Source organism: Helcococcus sueciensis DSM 17243, assembly GCF_000423145.1.
In the GTDB taxonomy this organism is placed as follows: domain Bacteria; phylum Bacillota; class Clostridia; order Tissierellales; family Peptoniphilaceae; genus Helcococcus; species Helcococcus sueciensis.
On record NZ_AUHK01000011.1, the window covers coordinates 13,326 to 31,802 of the forward strand.

Consider the following 18,477-nt stretch of genomic DNA (forward strand, 5'->3'; position numbering starts at 1 on the left):
CTTAATTGCCATAATTCCTACAAATAGCTATAATATTCTTTATTAGAGGTGAATTATGAATAAAGAAATAAAGAAAACTTCTATTGGTGGACAAGCTTTATTTGAAGGGATTTTGATGAAGGGACCTTATCAAACTTCAATAGTTGTCAGAAAACCAAATGGAGAATTACAAGAAAAAATAATTGATAGAATTGAGTTAAGTAAAAAATATAAAATATTTAAATTGCCATTTTTCAGAGGAATTGGTGCACTTTATGATGCTTTTAGAAATGGTACTAAAGCAATCGACTATTCACTTAGTTTTCAAGAAGAAGATGAAAAAAAAGAAACTAAATTACAATCAATCTTTTATAGTATAGTTTCATTTTTTATAATCGTTTTGTTTTTTGTTGCGTTTTTCTATATTCCTACATGGTTTTCAAATTTGTTTAGAGAAAATATAAAATCAATATTTGCATTGAATTTAATAGAAGGTCTAGTAAGAGTTATATTTTTCCTAATATATGTAATGTCAATATCTCAAATTAAAGATATAAAAAGAGTTTTTGAATATCATGGAGCAGAACATAAAACTATTGCTTGTTATGAACATGGAGAAGAATTGACTGTAGAAAATGTTAAGAAACATTCAAAATTACATCCAAGATGTGGAACAAGTTTTATGTTTAATATGGTTATATTGTCAGCATTAGCACTATCGTTATTTGGATGGCCAAATCCTATAGTTAGAGTAATTACAAGAATTCTAATAATCCCAATATTAGTTGGAATTACTTATGAATTAAATAGATGGATGGGGGGATCAGATTCAGTTTTATCAAAAATACTTGCTAAGCCAGGACTTTTTGTTCAATATATAGGAACAGTTAAAGAACCGACAGATGATATGATTGAAGTAGCTATTGAAGCTATGAAGATGGTAATACCTGAAGATGAGGATGCAGATGAGTGGTAAAAAAATAAAAGATTTATTAAATAGGCCATTTGCAAAAATTATTTTTCAATATATGTTTGATTATACTAATAGTCAAATATTTTTGAATCAAAATAGAGAATTAAATCATGAGGAATACAATAAATTTAATGAAATTCAAGAAAAAATAGAAATAGGAATTCCGATTCAATACGCTATTGGTAAATGGAATTTTTATGGAAGAGATTTTAGCATAGATGGAAATGTATTGATTCCAAGACCAGAAACAGAATTACTTGTAGATGAAGTTTTAACATTAGATTTGGAAAATAAAAGTATTTTGGATATAGGAACCGGAAGTGGAGCTATTGCTATTACACTTGCACTTGAATCAAAGGCTATGATTTATGCTAGTGATATTTCAAAAGAAGCTTTAAATATTGCAAAAAGAAATTGCGAAAAATTTGGTGCTAAAATTAATTTTTATTTATCAGATATATTCAATGAAATCCCGGAGCAAAAAAAGTTTGACATAATAGTTTCAAATCCTCCATATTTAACAGAAAAAGAATATTTAGAAGTCGATAAACTCCTTTATCATGAGCCTAAGAATGCACTTGTATCAGGTGTCAAAGGATATGAAATATATGAAAGAATTATTCAAGATTCAAAATATAGACTTAATAAAAATGGATTTTTAATTTTTGAGATAGGATTTGAACAAGGGAATATATTAAAAGAGTTATTAGAAAAAAACGGATTTAGTAATATTGAAATAAAAAAAGACTATGGAAATAAAGATAGGATAGTAATTGCGAGATTGAGTTAGATTTTACATAGTCCTTATAATATGCATGAAATACACGCTTTATAAATGAATGCAAAAATGATATAATTAACATGAAGTTTTTTGCTCTTAAATAAAGAGTTATTATAGATGGAAGGTAAATATGTTTGAACAATTAGAAACGACTAAACAAAATTATTATGAACTAGAAGAAAGACTAGCAAGTCCAGAACTTTTAGCTGATATGGATAATTGGCAAAAAGTAAATAGAGAATATAATGATATTAAACCGATAGTTATGGCTTATGAAGATTATAGAAGAAATGAAAATACGATTAAAGAAAATGAAGAACTATTGGAAATGGCTGAAGACCAAGAAATGAAAGAAATGCTTCAAGAAGAAATCGATGAAGCTAATGACAATTTAGGAAAATTAGAAGAAAAAATTAAATTTTTATTAATACCAAAAGATCCAAATGATCATAAAAATGTATATGTAGAAATAAGATCAGGAGCAGGTGGAGATGAAGCAGGTCTATTTGCTCAAGAGCTATATAGAATGTATCAAATGTATGCATCTCAAAATGGATTTAAGACAGAAGAAGTAGAACTTTCTGAACAAGGTATTGGTGGAATTAAAGAAGTAATATTCATGGTAAAAGGTGAAGGAGCGTATTCAAAATTAAAATATGAATCAGGTGTGCATAGAGTACAAAGAGTTCCACAAACTGAAACATCAGGACGTATTCATACATCTACAGCAACAGTTGCCGTTTTACCAGAAGCAGAAGAAGTTGATGTAAATATTAATGAATCAACAGATTTAAGAATAGATTATTACAGATCTTCAGGAGCAGGTGGACAACACGTAAATACTACTGACTCAGCGGTACGTATTACGCATTTACCAACGGGAATAGTTGTATCTTGTCAAGATGAGAAATCACAACATAAAAATAAAGATAAGGCTATGAAAGTTTTAATGGCTAAACTTTACGAACATGAACTTGAAGAACAACAAAAAAATCTATCAGCAGATAGAAAATCACAAGTGGGGACTGGAGATAGATCTGAAAAGATTAGAACATATAATTTCCCACAATCAAGAGTAACAGATCACAGAATAAATAAAACAATTCATCAACTTCAAGATTTCCTAGACGGTAATATTGAAGAAATGATAGAAGATTTAATTTTAGAAGATCAATCTAAGAAACTTGCATTATCAGAAGAAGCACAATAGATTATTAAGAAAAAGAAAGATGGATGTATATGACTCGTAATATAGATTTATATGTAGATAATTCATTAGTTGGAAACTATGATGGTGAAACTTTGTTTGATGATATTTACATTGAAAGCAACTCATTACCAGAGATTGATTTTGATGAAATAGACACAAAAACAAGCTTTATGGGTAAAGAGATTTCATTTCCGCTTATTATACCATCTATTACAGGTGGAACAGAAAAAGGTTTAGAAATTAATGATATCTTAATTACAGTTGCTAAAGAATTAAATTTACCTATTGCTCTTGGAAGTCAAGAAGAAAATAATGATGAAGAATATAAACATCTTTTTTTAGAAAGTATTGATGATGATATCGTTGATGAAGTAATGATGTTGTCTAATTTTAGTGCTAGAGCAAGTCTCGACTTTATTGAGTCTACAATGAGAGAGATGAATAGTTCCGGATTTTGTGTACATCTTAACTCAGCACAAGTTTCAGTAAGCTATGACTTAGAAAAAAAATTTAGAGGAATTACAGATAATATAAAATTATTTGCTTCTAAATATTCTGACAACATGATAGTTAAAGAAAAGGGAATGGGAATGTCTAAAAAAACTATTCAAACCCTTGTAGATTGTGGAGTTAAATATATCGATGTATCTGGTCATGGAGGAACAAACTTCATTGAATTAGAAAATTTAAGAAATTATAGAAAAGATTTTTCTGAATTATATGGATTTGGTATTCCTACAGCAAAATCCATTTTAAACGCAAAAAGTGTAGAAGGCGATTTTAAAATTATCGCAAGTGGTGGAATAAAAAATGGATTAGATATTGCAAAAGCTTTAATACTTGGAGCGGACTATGTTTCAGTTGCTGGTGAGTTGGTAAAATATCTATTGCATGGTGGTTTTGATCAAGCTAAATATTTTTTAGAAGATATTATATATAAAACAAAAGTAGTTATGCTTTTACTTGGAGTTAAAAATATAGAAGAACTCAAAAAGGTTGATTATAAAGTAATTGGTAAATTAAAGGAAATGGTAGATGAAGAATCTAGAAGATAGAGAAAAAAGAGCTACATTTAGACTTGAAACAAATCAATATTCAAATGTAAAGAATGTTATTGCAGTGGTATCTGGAAAGGGAGGAGTTGGCAAATCTCTTGTCACATCACTTTTAGCAATAGAAATGGCAAATAGAGGATATAAAACAGCTATTCTTGACGCTGATATTACGGGACCATCAATTCCTAAATCATTTGGTTTGAATGGTAAACTTTCTAGTGGAGAACACGGTATAGAAGCAATGTCAACTAATAAAGGTATTAAGATAATATCAACAAATCTTTTGATAGATACAGAGACATCTGCTGTTGTATGGAGAGCTCCAATGCTCACAGGAGCTATAAGACAATTTTGGCAAGATATTACTTGGGGAGAGATAGACTATATGTTTGTTGATTTACCTCCAGGAACTTCAGATGCACAATTAACTATTTTTCAATCGATTCCACTTATGGGAATTGTAATAGTAACTTCTCCACAAGAACTAGTTTCAATGATAGTTGAGAAAGCTATGGATATGGCGACAAGAGTAGGAATTCCAGTAATTGGTGTAGTAGAAAATTTCTCATACTTTTTAGCACCAGATACAGGGAAGAAATATGAGATATTTGGTAAGAGTAAAACTCATAAAATACTTGATAAGTACAATTTAAATCTTTTAGCAAATATTCCTATAAAACCAGAAATAGCAGAAAAGATAGATGAAGGGAAAATAGAAGAAATAGATACATCATTTATGAAAGATGCAGTTGAGAAAATATTGGAGTTTGAAGAGAATGAATTCTAAATTAAATGATACAGTTGTTACAAAGGGACAATTAAAATTTATAATCGCAACAGATATATTTATATTTATAACAATTGGAATAATACTCTACGAAAAATTTAAAGTTGGACAAATTAAATACGCTTTCTTTGCATTAGGATTAATATTCATGTTGATGGCAGCGAATCAGCATATTTATATAAAAAATAATCCTAAAGTAAAAAAATATAAAATAATGAGACTAATATATTTCATATTTGGACTATTGATAATTTTAATGGCGATATTTAATTTATTTAAATAAAAGATTTATGAGATCCTATAAAAGCTTATTCATTGATGAACAAAGCTTTTATAGGATTTTTATTTTACTAATCGAAAGATGATTAGGTAATATATCAAAACGGTTTTAATCTAAAATAGTGCTCTAAAAGAAAGATATGATTACGTTTACAAAAGTGAAACTTTGTTTCAATATAAAGTAAAACTATTGAAAATTTTTAAATACTATATTAGTATGTAGTTAAGATGATATAAATTAGCCAAATAAAATTTAAAAACATTAAAGGTAAATTTTAGATTTTATTAAATATATGAATTATTTGCGAAATTTATAAGAAAAATAATATAAAATGAAAACGAATGCACGATTTATATTTTCTTTTTTATGCTATTTAATAGGAAATTTGTTTTAAGAAGGAAAGTCAAGATGAAAAAGGTATTGTATAGATTGCAATCTTACTATAATGATCAAGCAACAGAGACTGAAAAATCAGTTCTTAGATATATTTTAGACAATACTGCTGATGTAGTTTCTATGGATATATACACATTAGCAAAAAAGGGATATTGCAGTCCGGCTACAATAGTAAGAATTTGTAAAAAAAATCATTTTAATGGATTTAAAGATTTAAAAATAGCTTTATTAAATGACTTAAATTTTAATGATCAATTATTGAAGGATAGTGGAATAAATATTAGACAAGAGGATCCAAACTCATTTATAAGAGATATTTTAAATGAGAATGTAACAGCTATTAACAATACTTATAATTTAGTTGATTATACAGAAGTAGAAGAGATTATAAAATTATTAAAAAAATCAAGGATTATTAGACTTTTTGGAATAGGGGCAAGTTTTTTAGTTGCAAAAGATTTTCAATTAAAACTTGAAAGAATAAATAAAACTACAATTCTTTTTGAAGATACACATATGCAAATAATAAGCTCAAATAACTCAAAAGCAGATGAGATTGCGTTTATGATATCCTATTCTGGAAAAACAAAAGAAATCAATGAAATGGCTAAAAATATAAAGGAAAATGGTGGAACTATAATTTCATTAACTCAATATTCAAACAATAATTTAATGCAAATTGCAGATTATAATTTATTTGTTCCTAAAATTGAAAAACCTTTAAGAGCTGGAGCAACATCAAGTAGAATTTCACAATTATCAGTAATTGACTATATATTTAGAATGTATATGGAAAATGATAGTGAAGAAGTGATGCAAAAAATATTAAGTACTAAGAAATTGTTAGAAAAAGAAGAATATAACGATAAGGAAGGAGGCGAGTAGTGATTGATTTAAGTAAAATCAATACTGAGAAAGTCAATCCGAATACTGTAAATTTTAGTGAAGTAAGTATACTTGATGCGGTAAAAATGATGAATCAAGAAGATATAAATGCTGTAAAATGCATAGAAAGTCAATATTCTGAAATATCTAAATTGATTGAAGCAACAAGTGAAGCACTAAAAAAAGGAGCAAGAATAATATATATGGGAGCTGGAACAAGTGGAAGGCTCGGAGTCCTAGATGCTGTAGAGTGTCCACCAACATTTGGTGTTGATTATAATACTGTAGTTGGACTAATAGCTGGAGGAGAGAATGCATTTGTAAAGGCTAAAGAAGGTGCTGAAGATGATCCTGAGCTTGGAAAACAAGATTTAGTGAATATCAATTTAACTAAAGATGATGTTGTAATTGGGATTGCAGCTAGTGGAAGAACACCATATGTAATAGGAGGATTAAACTATGCAAACTCTATAGGAGCCAATACGGGTTCTATAGCTTGTACAACCGGTAGTGAAATAGGAAAAATAAGTAAATATCCAATAGAAGTGGTACCTGGTCCTGAAGTTCTTACAGGCTCTACGAGACTTAAAGCTGGTACTTCTACAAAATTAGTTCTAAATATGATATCTACTATTAGCATGAAGATGGTAGGAAAAACATATAAAAATTATATGGTTGATTTGAAATTATCAAATAAAAAATTAAATGTTCGTGGATTAAATATTTTGAAGGAAGTTACAGGTACTGATGAAGAAACGGCTCTAAAAGCTTTAGAAGAATCAAATGGACATGTAAAACTTGCTATTGTGATGGTATTACTTAATATGAACAGTAAGGAAGCACAAGAAGTATTGGATAAGGCGGAAGGCAATATCCAAAATATTATATAAAAAGGAGAGAATATGAATAATCGAGATTTAGCTAAGAAAATAGTTGAATATCTAGGCGGAAAAGAAAATATTATTAACAGCTATAATTGTATGACTAGAATGCGTTCACAAGTTAAAGATAAATCAAAAGTTAACGAAGAAGCATTGAAAAATATAGATGGTGTCTTAGGTTTAGTTACAGAAGGTAACAGTTTCCAAGTAGTTCTTGGACCAGGTAAAGCTAAAAAGGTTACAGATGAAGCTATAGAATTATTTGGATTAGTTAGAGATCAAAAACAAGAAGATTGGCAAGCGAATAAACAAGCAGTTAAAGAAAATCAAAAATCAAATCCATTTAAGAGAGGATTGAAATTAATAGCGGATATATTCATTCCATTGATTCCAGCTATTGTTGCTGCAGGTTTATTCCAAGGTTTAGCAAGTTTATGTGGACAATTAATAGATCAAGGAACTTTAGCAGAATCTTGGAAGATAGTTAATCTAGTACTTGGATTAATGGGTGGGGCATTCTTAGGTTACTTCGCAATATACACAGGTATTAGATCAGCTGAAGTATTTGGCGCTACACCAGCACTTGGTGGTATGATTGGTGCTATGAGTATTGGTGCAAACATCAATTTAATTTCAGAATATTTAGGATTATTTAATGCAGAAGTTCCACTAGAATCAGTTCTTACAACAGGTAAAGGTGGTATTATTGGTGTAATTTTAGCTGTTTGGATACTATCTAAAGTTGAAAAAGCAGTTAGAAGATCAGTTCCTGATGTTCTAGATATTATAGTAACACCATTTGTATCATTATTATTCACAGGTTTACTATATGTATTAGTTATCATGCCTGTTACAGGATATCTATCAGATTTATTAGTATCTGCTTTATCAGTAATAATTAACTCACCAAGTCCAGTAGTAAGAGTAATAAGTGGTTTTGTACTATCAGCTTTATTCTTACCAATGGTATTATTAGGATTACACCATGGTTTAATTCCTATATATGCAATTCAATTAGAAACTTTAGGTGGAGTTACATTATTCCCAGTACTTGCAATGGCAGGTGCAGGACAAGTAGGAGCAGCTATAGCTATTTATCTAAAAGCTAAAAAAGTTGGAAATCAAAGATTAATTAAAGTAATAGCTGGAGCATTGCCAGCAGGATTCTTAGGAGTTGGTGAACCATTAATATACGGTGTTACACTTCCAATGTTTAAACCATTTATAACAGCAGGTTTAGGGGCAGGATTTGGTGGTGCATTTGTAATGTTAATGGGAGTAATGTCAACAGCTTGGGGTCCATCAGGATTAGTAGCTATTCCATTGATGCAAACTGGTCAACAAATGCTTTATTACTTCGGTGGTCTTGTGATTTCTTATATAGCAGGATTCATAATTACAAGTATTGCTATAAATAACAATGATGTAGCTAATGCTTAAAATTTATAAATATCATAAAAATATAAAAAAAGCAGAATAAATTCTGCTTTTTTATATATATTAATTTAAACATATTAGAATTGGGCTTTTTGGGATGAACAAATAAAATCCATTTTAGAAAATGATATATAAAAAATAGAGGAATAAAAATGTTTGGTATTTCAACATATTTAAATGAAAATATAGAAGATGTAAATAAATATTTTGAAAGATTATCTAAATTTAATATAAATACTGTATTTACTTCAATGCATATAAATGAAGAAGATAGAGATACAGTTTTATCTATGATGGAGAAAGTTTCAAAGATAGCCAAAAATAAAAAATTTGATTTAATGATAGATATTTCTTCAAACACATTATCAAAATTTAATATGACACTTGATGAAATGATTGATTATTATCATAATTTAGGGGTTAAGACTTTAAGAGTAGATTTTGGAATAGGTATTGATGAAATAAAAAAACTTTCAGAGAATTTTAATATAGTTTTAAATGCCTCTACAATAGATGACGATTATTGCAATGAGTTAATTAAAAATGGTATAAATTTAAAAGGTTTAACTGTTTGTCATAATTTCTATCCAAGACCTGATACTGGACTTGGAGAAAATTTATTCAGAAACAAAAACAAATACTTTAAGGAGAAAGGATTTAAAATTCAGGCTTTTATTCCTGGGGATCAAGTTTTAAGAGGACCAATATATGAAGGATTACCAACACTTGAAAAACATAGAAAAAGTAATCTTCTTTGCGCTTATATTGAACTTGTGAAAAAATTTGATGTAGATGAGGTAATAGTTGGAGATACTGAAATTTCTGATTATTATGCAAATGCTATAAATGAATATATTAATTCGAATCGTATAAATTTAAGATTAAAAGAATACAATTTAGATCCGATTTCTGAAAAAGTATTTTGGAATATCCATAAAAATAGAAAAGATTATTCGGAAAGAATAATTAGAGTTTCTGAAACTAGACTTGCTGTAAAAGCGAAAATACCAAGGATGAATACAGTAAATAGGCCAAAAGGCACAGTTACAATAGATAATGAAAATTATAAAAGATATAATGGAGAACTTCAAATAACTCTAATTGATTTAGATTCAGATGATAGAGTGAATGTTTTAGGTTATATAGAAGATGAAGATATTTGTTTATTGAAATATATAACAGAAGAAACTGAGTTTAGATTTATATGAATATAGTTTTAAAATAAAATTAATAAAAAGATGGTCTTACAGATTAGTTAAATCTAGTTTACACACCATCTTTTTTTTTATGAATTTAGACATTACAGTCTATTCTAAAATTTTTAATTTTTAAAAGTTTTTTGTGAGTGCTCCTAAAAATGGGAACTTAATAAAGCTAAGATTTTTTACAAGTATTTTTCTAAGCAGCTTTATATTTTATGATTTTTAATCTCCTACAAGCTTATATATCGATAAAAACGCAGAAAAATTTTCTGCGTTTTTTTATCATTGTTAACATGTGATATACATTTTTTATGAAGTTATAATATAAATATTGCTGTTAAAAAACCAGCTATTGCAACAATAGAGTACCATAATACTTTTTTATTTTTCATAAAAACTCCTTTTTAATTACAAGGTTGTCCTGGAGAATATCCACATCGATATTTAATTCTAATAGTATTCCCTGAATAAGTATCGTTTCTATATATCATCTTTTTTTAAGCTAAATCTTTTACAAAAACATTTACTTCAAGTACTTTAATACCAAGCATTGTTTCAATTTGTTCAGAAATTGATTTTTGTACATTTTCAGCTACTTTTTGAAGCTCTGCTCCTGATTTTAGTATAACAGTTAAACCTACTTTAATAGTATTGTCTTTAACTACTGCAACTATACCTTCTTTTTTATTCTTTTCTATTTTTTTATTTTTATATCCAATAACATCTTCAACGCCTTCAACTTGTAAAGCAGATTCTGCAATTAATTGATCGATAATGTCGTTTGAGATTCTTACTGAACCATTATTAAAATCGGTCATTATAACCTCCTTACCTTTTTATTATTATATGAAATATGAATATATTATGCAAATATTTGAAATATAAACTTTGCTTTTTAAAGATTATTTCATAATAAGTAAAAAACGATAAAAATATAAAATTTAATACTCCTGAACATTGTTTACATCCCTATCCATTTATAATATAATTTATAAGTAGGAGAAATTTTATGAAAAGAAAAAATATTATCGGAATTGACTTTTTAAGAGCGATAGCTATAATCGCTGTAATTATTTATCATATAAGCGTTAAAATTCTACCTGGAGGTTTTATCGGGGTGGATTTATTTTTCGTTATATCAGGTTATCTTCTAGCAAATTCGCTAGTTGGACAAGTGGCAAAAAAGGGAGATATAAAACTTTTCGATAATATAAAAAAACGTATAAAAACTCTTTGGCCATTACTTTTTTTAGTTATATTTGTAGTTACAATATATTTAACTATTTTTAATAAACCAGTTTTGGAAGTATCACATAAGGATATTATACCAGGACTTGGATTTATGAGTAACTGGTGGTTGATATTTAATAAAGTCGGATATTTTGATAGTTTTATTGCGAATCCATTTAAGCATTTATGGTATATTTCAGTTCTTGTTCAATCTACTATAATTATTATGATTTTATTTAAATTATCATATGTAATTTCTAAAGATAATAAGTTTTCATTATTTAAGGTCTTAATGATTGGATTGATAATTACAAGCTTTGTATTATCACAAATATTTTATGACCCGCAAAATGTTTCAAGAGTATATTATGGAACTGATACTAGAATATATGAAATAGCATTAGGTGTATTGGGGTATTTATTTTATCCTATTGGAAAATTATCAAGACCTGAGAAAATTAATAGAAAAGAAAAAAGAAAATTTGCGAAAACGAGAGAAATATCAACAATTGCTTCAATAATTTCAGTCAGCATATTTATATACTGTATATTAAATGTATATGAATTTTATCCATGGATATATAGATTTGGGTTTATATTGTTTGCGATTAATTCACTTGTTTTATTATTAAGTATTGGTAATGAAAATAATTATTTATATAGTATAATTCGATTTATACCTATTGGTATATTAGGGAAAATGTCATACAGTTTATATCTATGGCATTATCCAATACTATTACTATCTATCACCAAAAAAGAAGCAAATTCATCACCTAATTTGACTTATACTATAATTAGACTTGTATTCATACTTATTATTTCATCTTTAACATATATATTTATTGAACAAAGAAATAAAGTACAATTTGAAGATAGAAATGATAGAAGAGCAAGACAAAATAGAAAAAATAAAAAGAGTATATTTAGTAACAAATTGATGATACCTTTTATGGCGATATTTGCGCTTGGAGTGTTTGGGGTAGCGATTCCATTTACATCAACTGCTTTTGTAGAAACATCATCTAATATCGCAGAAAACAAAAATAGTAATCAATCAAATGAATCATCAAATGAAGCTAATGAAGAAAATGTTAATATAGACAAAAATGATCCAAATACTATTATTTTGGATGGAAAAGAAAAGAAAAAAGAAGTAGAAAATAAAGAGAATAAAGACAAAGAAAAAGAAGAAAGTTCAGAAGAAAATAAAGAGAATAAAGACAAAGAAAAAGAAGAAAGTTCAGAAGAAAATAATAGTGAATCTAAACCAAATTTAAAATATTCTCAGTTGGTATTAGTTGGAGATTCTCTAGGTGTAAATGTTGGTAATAGATTAAAAGAGTTATATCCTAATTCAATTACGGATGCTAAAATTAGTAGACAATTATATGATTCTATTGGAATTGTTGAATCTTATAGTGGATATGATTCAGAGAATACAGCCCTTATTATAATGCTGGGAACAAATGGATATTTTTCTGAAAGCAATTTGGAAGAATTAGTATCTTCATTTCCAAAATCCAAAAAATTAATTGTCAACATTAAATCGCAAATTGCATGGGAAGATTCATCAAATAAAATTATTGCTGATTTTGCACAAAAAAATAAAAATACTGTTCTAATTGATTGGAATAGTTTGGCAACCCAACATCCAGAATATTTAGAGCCGGATAATACACATCTAAATTATATGGGAGTTGATGCATTAATAAAGATGTTTGAAGAAGAACTTAGATAGGAGTAAGAATTGATAGAAAATAAAATGATTGAAGAATATATTCAAGAAAAATCGGAATATATTTTTAATAAATATATTTATTCTAAATTTCTTATGACAAAATATTATAAAAATTTTGGAACTCTAGAAGTTGAAAAAATAAAAAAAGCATATGACTTATTTACTCTAGACAAAAAAATAGAATATAAATTCATATCTGAAGCTGTGGGAGAAAGGCTCAATGAGAGCTTTGCCCAGGCTGAGGCTGCATATGAATATAAGGATGCTATGAGACAAATAAAAAGATTAAATATTAGAAATAGATTTTCTGAAAAGAATTTTGAAATATTAAATCACATAATAGATCAGGATATAAGAGACAAGATTAAGAAAATTATAAGGAATATTGATCCTATATTAAATTTAAATACTGATACTAGTTCTGAATATAATGATTTTATAGCAGATATGAAAGATTCTAAATTTGATAATATCGAAGAATATATAAAGACATCAGAGCTTTATGAAGAAGAAAATAGTAAAGATATTGCAGAAAATATAGACTATAAAGAATTAGAAAAGCATATAAAGAAATTATCATTAAAAAATAGTAAGATGAAATCAGAATTTCCATTTACTTTTGAAGAAGTATTAATGTCACAAGAAAAAATCGATTTTAAGAAGGAAGAGCTTAAGAAACAAATAGATGTAACAAATAAAGCTTTTGATAGATTAAATCAATATTATATAATGACTAAAGACGAAGGAAATTGGATAAGTTAAAATTTTATACAAATCCATACTAAATTAGTAAAGATTAAGGAGAGGAAATGTTAGAAATAAAAAATTTACACGCTAGTGTTGAAGATAGAGAAATACTAAAAGGGATTAATCTTAAGATTAATAAGGGAGAGATTCATGTAATTATGGGACCAAATGGTTCAGGTAAATCTACACTTACAAAAGTAATTATGGACCATCCAGATTATGAGGTTACAGAGGGTGAGATTATTTTTGAGGGTCAAGATATATCTGATGAATCAACAGATAAAAGAGCGAAACTTGGATTATTCCTTTCATTCCAAAATCCAGAAGAGGTAGAAGGTGTAAGTGTCGAAAATTTCCTACGTACAGCTCAAATTAATCTTACTGGTGAAAAGCCAAAATTATTAGAATTTAGAAGAAATTTAAATAAGGAATTAGAAGAATTAGAATTCGATAAAGATTATGCAAATAGATATTTAAATGTAGGATTTTCAGGTGGAGAAAAGAAAAAAAGCGAAATTCTACAGATGAAAATGTTAGATCCTAAATTAATTATGCTTGATGAAACAGATTCAGGACTTGATGTGGATGCTACAAAGATTGTATCAAGAGAAGTAGAAGCATTTTTAAATGAAGAAAAATCAGCGATTATAATTACACATCATAGCTCAATACTTGAATCAATTAAACCTGATTATGTACACATAATGATTGATGGAAATCTAATAAAGACTGGAGATGCATCTTTAATTGATGAAATTGAAAGAGATGGTTATAAAAACTATAGAAACTCAGAAGAGGTAAATAATGACTAGAGAAAAAACACATGTAGAAGATATTGATAGAGGTGTTTTTGATAAGAAAAATGCATTTGAGTATTCAAAAATTTCAGAAAAAGGATTGACAGAGTCTATTGTAAGAATGATTTCTGAAGAAAAAAATGAACCAGAATGGATGCTACAAAAGAGACTTGAAGCTATGAAACTATTTTATGAGATAGATAATCCAATTTGGGGACCGGATTTATCTGAAGTAGTTATCGATGATATTACTCTATATGTAAAGCCGAAATCTAAAGAGGAAAATAATTGGGATAATTTACCAGACGACATAAAGCAGACTTTTTATGATTTAGGATTACCAGATGCAGAAATCAAGGCGTTAGCAGGTATTTCAGCTCAATATGATTCTGAAGTGGTATATCATAGTGTAAAAAACTATCTAAAAGAAATGGGTGTTATATATATTAATATGGATGAAGCTGTCCATAAATATCAACATTTAGTAAAAAAATGGTTTGGTACAGCAGTTGAACCAACATTACACAAATATTCAGCATTACATTATGCCGTTTGGTCAGGGGGATCATTTGTATATGTTCCTAAGGGACAATATGTAGATATTCCAATACAATCATATTTTAGATTAAATGCACCAGGAGCAGGTCAATTTGAACATACATTCATTTATGTAGAAGAAGGAGCTTATGTTCACTATATAGAAGGTTGTTCTGCACCAAAATACAATGTAGTTAATGTACATGCTGGAGCAGTAGAACTATTTGTAAGAGAAGGGGCTCATTTAAGATATTCTACGATAGAAAACTGGTCAAAGAATATGTACAATCTAAATACAAAAAGAGGAATAGTTTGGAAAGATGCACATCTTGAATGGGTATCAGGCTCATTTGGATCAAGAGTTTCCATGCTTTATCCTGCTTCTATTCTTATTGGAGAGAATGCAAAATCTGATTTTACTGGTATTTCATTTGCTAATGATGGACAAATACTAGACAATGGAGCTAAATCAATTCATGCAGCTCCAAATACTTATTCTACAATCAATGCAAGATCCATTTCCAAAGGTGGTGGAGAATGTGTATATAGAGGACTAGTTCATTTTAAAGAGAATTCAAAAGGGTCAAAAGCAAATGTAAACTGTGAATCACTTATGATTGATAGTGAATCAGTATCAGATACTATACCTGTTATGATTATAGAAAATGATGATGTTGATTTAGGTCATGAAGCTAAGATAGGAAGAATCGATGATACAAAGATTTTCTATTTGATGAGTAGAGGGATTTCGGAAGAAGATGCTAAAGCTATGCTTGTTCGTGGTTTTGCAGAACCTATTGCTAAAGAACTTCCTATGGAATATGCAGTTGAAATGAATAATTTAATCAATTTAGAACTAATTGGATCTATAGGTTAGGAGGGGAAATGACTAGTGTAAATAGATTGCCTCATCTGACTTGGAGAGAAACGGGAGCAAATGAGGTCTTTATAGACGATATTAAAATTGAGAAAATAATTTTCAAATCAGATGAAAGATTAAAGACAAGTAAAGAATTTATTGAACAGTTTGATGAAGAATTTGGTGTATCAAAAGAAATTATTGAATTAAATAAAGAATATCAAAATTATGATGAATATTTTGAATTTTCTGGAAATGAAGAAGTAAAGAGAGAATTTCATTTAGTTGAAAATCAAAATATTTTAAATGATGCACAAAATATATTTGTAAAAGAAGGAGCGGATGCGACTTTAATTTTAGATTATAAATCAGATGAAGAGATAGAAGCTTTTAGAAATTCAGTAATAAGAATAAAAGCTCAAAAGAATTCTAAACTACAAATTGTACTTGTTCAAAGATTAAATCATAAATCAAAATCATTTATTTCTATGGTTTCAGAATTGGAAGAAGATGCACATGTTCAACTTGTACAAGTAGAAATTGGATCTTTAAAATCATATTTGAACTATAAAGCATTTATAAATGGTGAAAAAGCAGAATCAGATATTAAAACGGCATATTTTGTAGATGATGAAAGATATTTAGATATCAACTATTTAATAGTTCATAGAGATAGAGAAACAAGATCGGATATGCTTGTAAATGGTGTGCTTAAAGATAAGGCTGAAAAAAGATTTGCTGGAACTCTTGATTTTAAGAGAGGAAGTACATTGTCTGAAGGTAGTGAAGAAGAGTTTGTGACAATGTTAGATCCTACTGTAAAAAATAGAGCGATACCTATTTTACTTGCAAGAGAAGATAATATTGTAGGCCTTCATGCTGCTTCTGCTGGAAGAATTGATAAAGATATGTTATTTTATATTACATCAAGAGGATTTAATCAAAACGAAGCTAAGAGAATAATTATAGAATCAAAAATAAAGCCTATATTAGATTATATAGATGATGAAAAACTAGCAAATGAAATTCTTGAAGAAATAAGAGAAAGGATTAATTAATACATTATTATGGATATATCACGAATAAGAGAAGACTTTCCATTTTTTAAAAATAATAAAGATATTGTATATTTAGATACTGCAGCAACATCTCAAAAACCTAAGTCTGTAATTGAATCGCAAAATGAATATTATACTTATTTTAATGCGAATGCTAATCGTGGTATATACAATCTTTCTATGAAATCTACAGAAGCTTTAGAAAATACTAGAAAAAAAGTAGCGAAATTTATAAATGCAGAAAGTGAAAAAAATATAGTATTTACAAAATCAGCTACAGAAGCATTAAATATAATTGCTTATAGTTATGGTTTAAATAATCTAAAAGAAGGCGATGAAATTTTGATTTCTATAGCTGAGCATCATGCAAATTTAGTTACTTGGCAGTATGTAGCAAAAAAAACTAAAGCAAAATTAAGATATTTTTATTTAGATGAAAATTTAAATATTGATATTGAAGATTACAAATCAAAAATAAATGAAAATACTAAAATAGTTGCATTTACTGGAGCTTCAAATGTACTTTCATTTAAAGTAGATATAGATAAAATGGTGAAGATAGCAAAAAAAGTTGGAGCAATCACAGTAGTTGACGGTGCCCAATTAATATCGCATAAAAAAGTGAATGTAAAATCTTTTGGTTGTGATTTCTTTGTATTTTCAGGACATAAGATGTATTCTCTTCAAGGTGTAGGAGTTTTATATGGAAAAGATGCTCTATTAAATGGAATGAATCCATTTTTATATGGAGGAGATATAATAGAATACGTACATGAAAATTATACGAGTTTTATTAAAAGTCCACACAAATTTGAAGCGGGAACACAAAATATTTCTGCTATTAGATCTTTATCTAAAGCGATAGACTATATAGAAGAAATAGGAATTGAAAATATTGAAAAAAGAGAACAAATTTTAGTAGACTATCTACTAGAAAAGATAAAAGAATTAGATTTTATAGAAATTTATTATCCGGAGGATGGCGATGGTACAAATATTCCATTCAATATAAAAAGTGTGCATCCTCATGATGTAGCACAGATACTTGATTTTCATAATATTGATATCAGGGTTGGTCATCATTGTGCTCAACCGCTTCATAGATATTTAGGATTAAATAGTTCGTGTAGAGCGTCAATCGCCTTTTACAATACTTATGAAGAAATAGATAAATTTATAGATTCTCTATATAAAGTAAAGGAAGTTTTCTATGGAAATTAATCAAATATATACAGAGCTCATTCGTGAACATAGCATGGAGTCTGAAAATAAAAAGGAATTAAAAGATAGGACAGATCATCATATGGGAATAAATCCATCATGTGGTGATGAGCTTGAAATAAGTATTAAATTAAATGGTGATATAATAGAAGATGCTTCATATACAGGAATGGGATGTGCAATTTCACAAGCGTCAGCATCCATGATGATTGATGTAATCAAAGGTAAGACAGTAAAAGAAGCAAAAGAAGCAATAGAAGTTTTTTTGAAGATGATAAAAAGTGAAATAGAAGATGAAGATGATTTATTGATATTAGAAGACGCAGCTATTTTAGAGAGTATTTCAAAACTTCCACAAAGAGTAAAATGTGCAGTACTTTCTTGGAGAACTTTAGAAGAGATTTTATCAAATAAATAAAGA

General features: G+C 28.0%; 18 protein-coding genes. 17 read left to right on the forward strand and 1 reads right to left on the reverse strand.

Annotation, left to right across the window (positions count from 1 at the left end; genetic code table 11):
• Nucleotides 1-55 precede the first annotated feature (55 nt).
• From G534_RS0104290 to G534_RS0104335, 10 genes are all read left to right on the forward strand, one after another.
• Nucleotides 56-955 carry a DUF1385 domain-containing protein gene (locus tag G534_RS0104290; RefSeq protein ID WP_051177419.1) on the forward strand — a complete coding sequence of 300 codons (900 nt, stop codon included), beginning with the start codon at nucleotides 56-58 and terminating at the stop codon, nucleotides 953-955.
• On the forward strand, nucleotides 945-1,742 hold the full coding sequence (gene prmC / locus G534_RS0104295) for a peptide chain release factor N(5)-glutamine methyltransferase (protein ID WP_034595973.1): 798 nt from the start codon (nucleotides 945-947) through the stop codon (nucleotides 1,740-1,742). The genes G534_RS0104290 and prmC overlap by 11 nt, the downstream gene beginning before the upstream one ends.
• A 121-nt stretch (nucleotides 1,743-1,863) precedes the next feature.
• Nucleotides 1,864-2,943 (forward strand): peptide chain release factor 1, encoded by a 1,080-nt coding sequence (prfA, locus tag G534_RS0104300; RefSeq protein WP_027348036.1) that lies wholly within the window; start codon nucleotides 1,864-1,866, stop codon nucleotides 2,941-2,943.
• A gap of 29 nt (nucleotides 2,944-2,972) precedes the next feature.
• Nucleotides 2,973-3,998, forward strand: coding sequence for an alpha-hydroxy-acid oxidizing protein (locus tag G534_RS0104305; RefSeq protein WP_027348037.1), 1,026 nt, complete (start codon nucleotides 2,973-2,975; stop codon nucleotides 3,996-3,998).
• Nucleotides 3,979-4,785 (forward strand): Mrp/NBP35 family ATP-binding protein, encoded by an 807-nt coding sequence (locus G534_RS0104310; protein WP_027348038.1) that lies wholly within the window; start codon nucleotides 3,979-3,981, stop codon nucleotides 4,783-4,785. Before G534_RS0104305 ends, G534_RS0104310 begins: the two co-directional genes overlap by 20 nt.
• Entirely contained in the window at nucleotides 4,775-5,068 is a 294-nt protein-coding gene (locus G534_RS0104315) for a hypothetical protein (protein WP_027348039.1), read from the forward strand. Before G534_RS0104310 ends, G534_RS0104315 begins: the two co-directional genes overlap by 11 nt.
• Before the next feature lie 405 nt (nucleotides 5,069-5,473).
• Nucleotides 5,474-6,346 (forward strand): MurR/RpiR family transcriptional regulator, encoded by an 873-nt coding sequence (locus tag G534_RS0104320; RefSeq protein ID WP_051177420.1) that lies wholly within the window; start codon nucleotides 5,474-5,476, stop codon nucleotides 6,344-6,346.
• Nucleotides 6,346-7,236, forward strand: a complete 891-nt coding sequence (gene murQ, locus G534_RS0104325) for an N-acetylmuramic acid 6-phosphate etherase (RefSeq protein WP_027348041.1) — start codon at nucleotides 6,346-6,348, stop codon at nucleotides 7,234-7,236. Before G534_RS0104320 ends, murQ begins: the two co-directional genes overlap by 1 nt.
• A 12-nt stretch (nucleotides 7,237-7,248) precedes the next feature.
• The gene (locus G534_RS0104330; protein ID WP_027348042.1) at nucleotides 7,249-8,667 is read left to right on the forward strand and encodes a PTS transporter subunit EIIC; all 1,419 of its coding nucleotides are present in this window, start codon (nucleotides 7,249-7,251) and stop codon (nucleotides 8,665-8,667) included.
• Between the two features lie 149 nt (nucleotides 8,668-8,816).
• Nucleotides 8,817-9,872: a MupG family TIM beta-alpha barrel fold protein gene (locus G534_RS0104335; protein ID WP_027348043.1), complete on the forward strand. Its 1,056-nt coding sequence runs from the start codon at nucleotides 8,817-8,819 to the stop codon at nucleotides 9,870-9,872.
• A gap of 491 nt (nucleotides 9,873-10,363) precedes the next feature.
• On the opposite strand, the gene G534_RS0104340 is transcribed toward G534_RS0104335, so the two are convergent.
• Nucleotides 10,364-10,684: an Asp23/Gls24 family envelope stress response protein gene (locus G534_RS0104340; protein ID WP_027348044.1), complete on the reverse strand. Its 321-nt coding sequence runs from the start codon at nucleotides 10,682-10,684 to the stop codon at nucleotides 10,364-10,366.
• A 191-nt stretch (nucleotides 10,685-10,875) separates the two neighbouring features.
• Here G534_RS0104340 and G534_RS0104345 point away from each other — a divergent pair, with 191 nt between their 5' ends.
• From G534_RS0104345 to sufU, 7 genes are read left to right on the forward strand one after another with little or no spacing between them, the layout of a single operon-like run.
• Nucleotides 10,876-12,837 carry an acyltransferase family protein gene (locus tag G534_RS0104345; protein ID WP_027348045.1) on the forward strand — a complete coding sequence of 654 codons (1,962 nt, stop codon included), beginning with the start codon at nucleotides 10,876-10,878 and terminating at the stop codon, nucleotides 12,835-12,837.
• Between the two features lie 9 nt (nucleotides 12,838-12,846).
• Complete coding sequence (locus G534_RS0104350; protein WP_027348046.1) at nucleotides 12,847-13,599, forward strand: hypothetical protein; 753 nt, start codon at nucleotides 12,847-12,849, stop codon at nucleotides 13,597-13,599.
• Nucleotides 13,600-13,646: 47 nt separating this feature from the next.
• Nucleotides 13,647-14,396: a Fe-S cluster assembly ATPase SufC gene (gene sufC, locus G534_RS0104355; RefSeq protein ID WP_027348047.1), complete on the forward strand. Its 750-nt coding sequence runs from the start codon at nucleotides 13,647-13,649 to the stop codon at nucleotides 14,394-14,396.
• Nucleotides 14,389-15,795, forward strand: coding sequence for a Fe-S cluster assembly protein SufB (sufB, locus tag G534_RS0104360; protein ID WP_034595976.1), 1,407 nt, complete (start codon nucleotides 14,389-14,391; stop codon nucleotides 15,793-15,795). Before sufC ends, sufB begins: the two co-directional genes overlap by 8 nt.
• Before the next feature lie 8 nt (nucleotides 15,796-15,803).
• Nucleotides 15,804-16,835: a SufB/SufD family protein gene (locus G534_RS08420; RefSeq protein WP_051177421.1), complete on the forward strand. Its 1,032-nt coding sequence runs from the start codon at nucleotides 15,804-15,806 to the stop codon at nucleotides 16,833-16,835.
• Between the two features lie 9 nt (nucleotides 16,836-16,844).
• Entirely contained in the window at nucleotides 16,845-18,056 is a 1,212-nt protein-coding gene (locus G534_RS0104370) for a SufS family cysteine desulfurase (RefSeq protein WP_034595977.1), read from the forward strand.
• Nucleotides 18,046-18,474: a Fe-S cluster assembly sulfur transfer protein SufU gene (gene sufU, locus G534_RS0104375; protein ID WP_027348050.1), complete on the forward strand. Its 429-nt coding sequence runs from the start codon at nucleotides 18,046-18,048 to the stop codon at nucleotides 18,472-18,474. The genes G534_RS0104370 and sufU overlap by 11 nt, the downstream gene beginning before the upstream one ends.
• The last annotated feature ends 3 nt before the right edge of the window (nucleotides 18,475-18,477 follow it).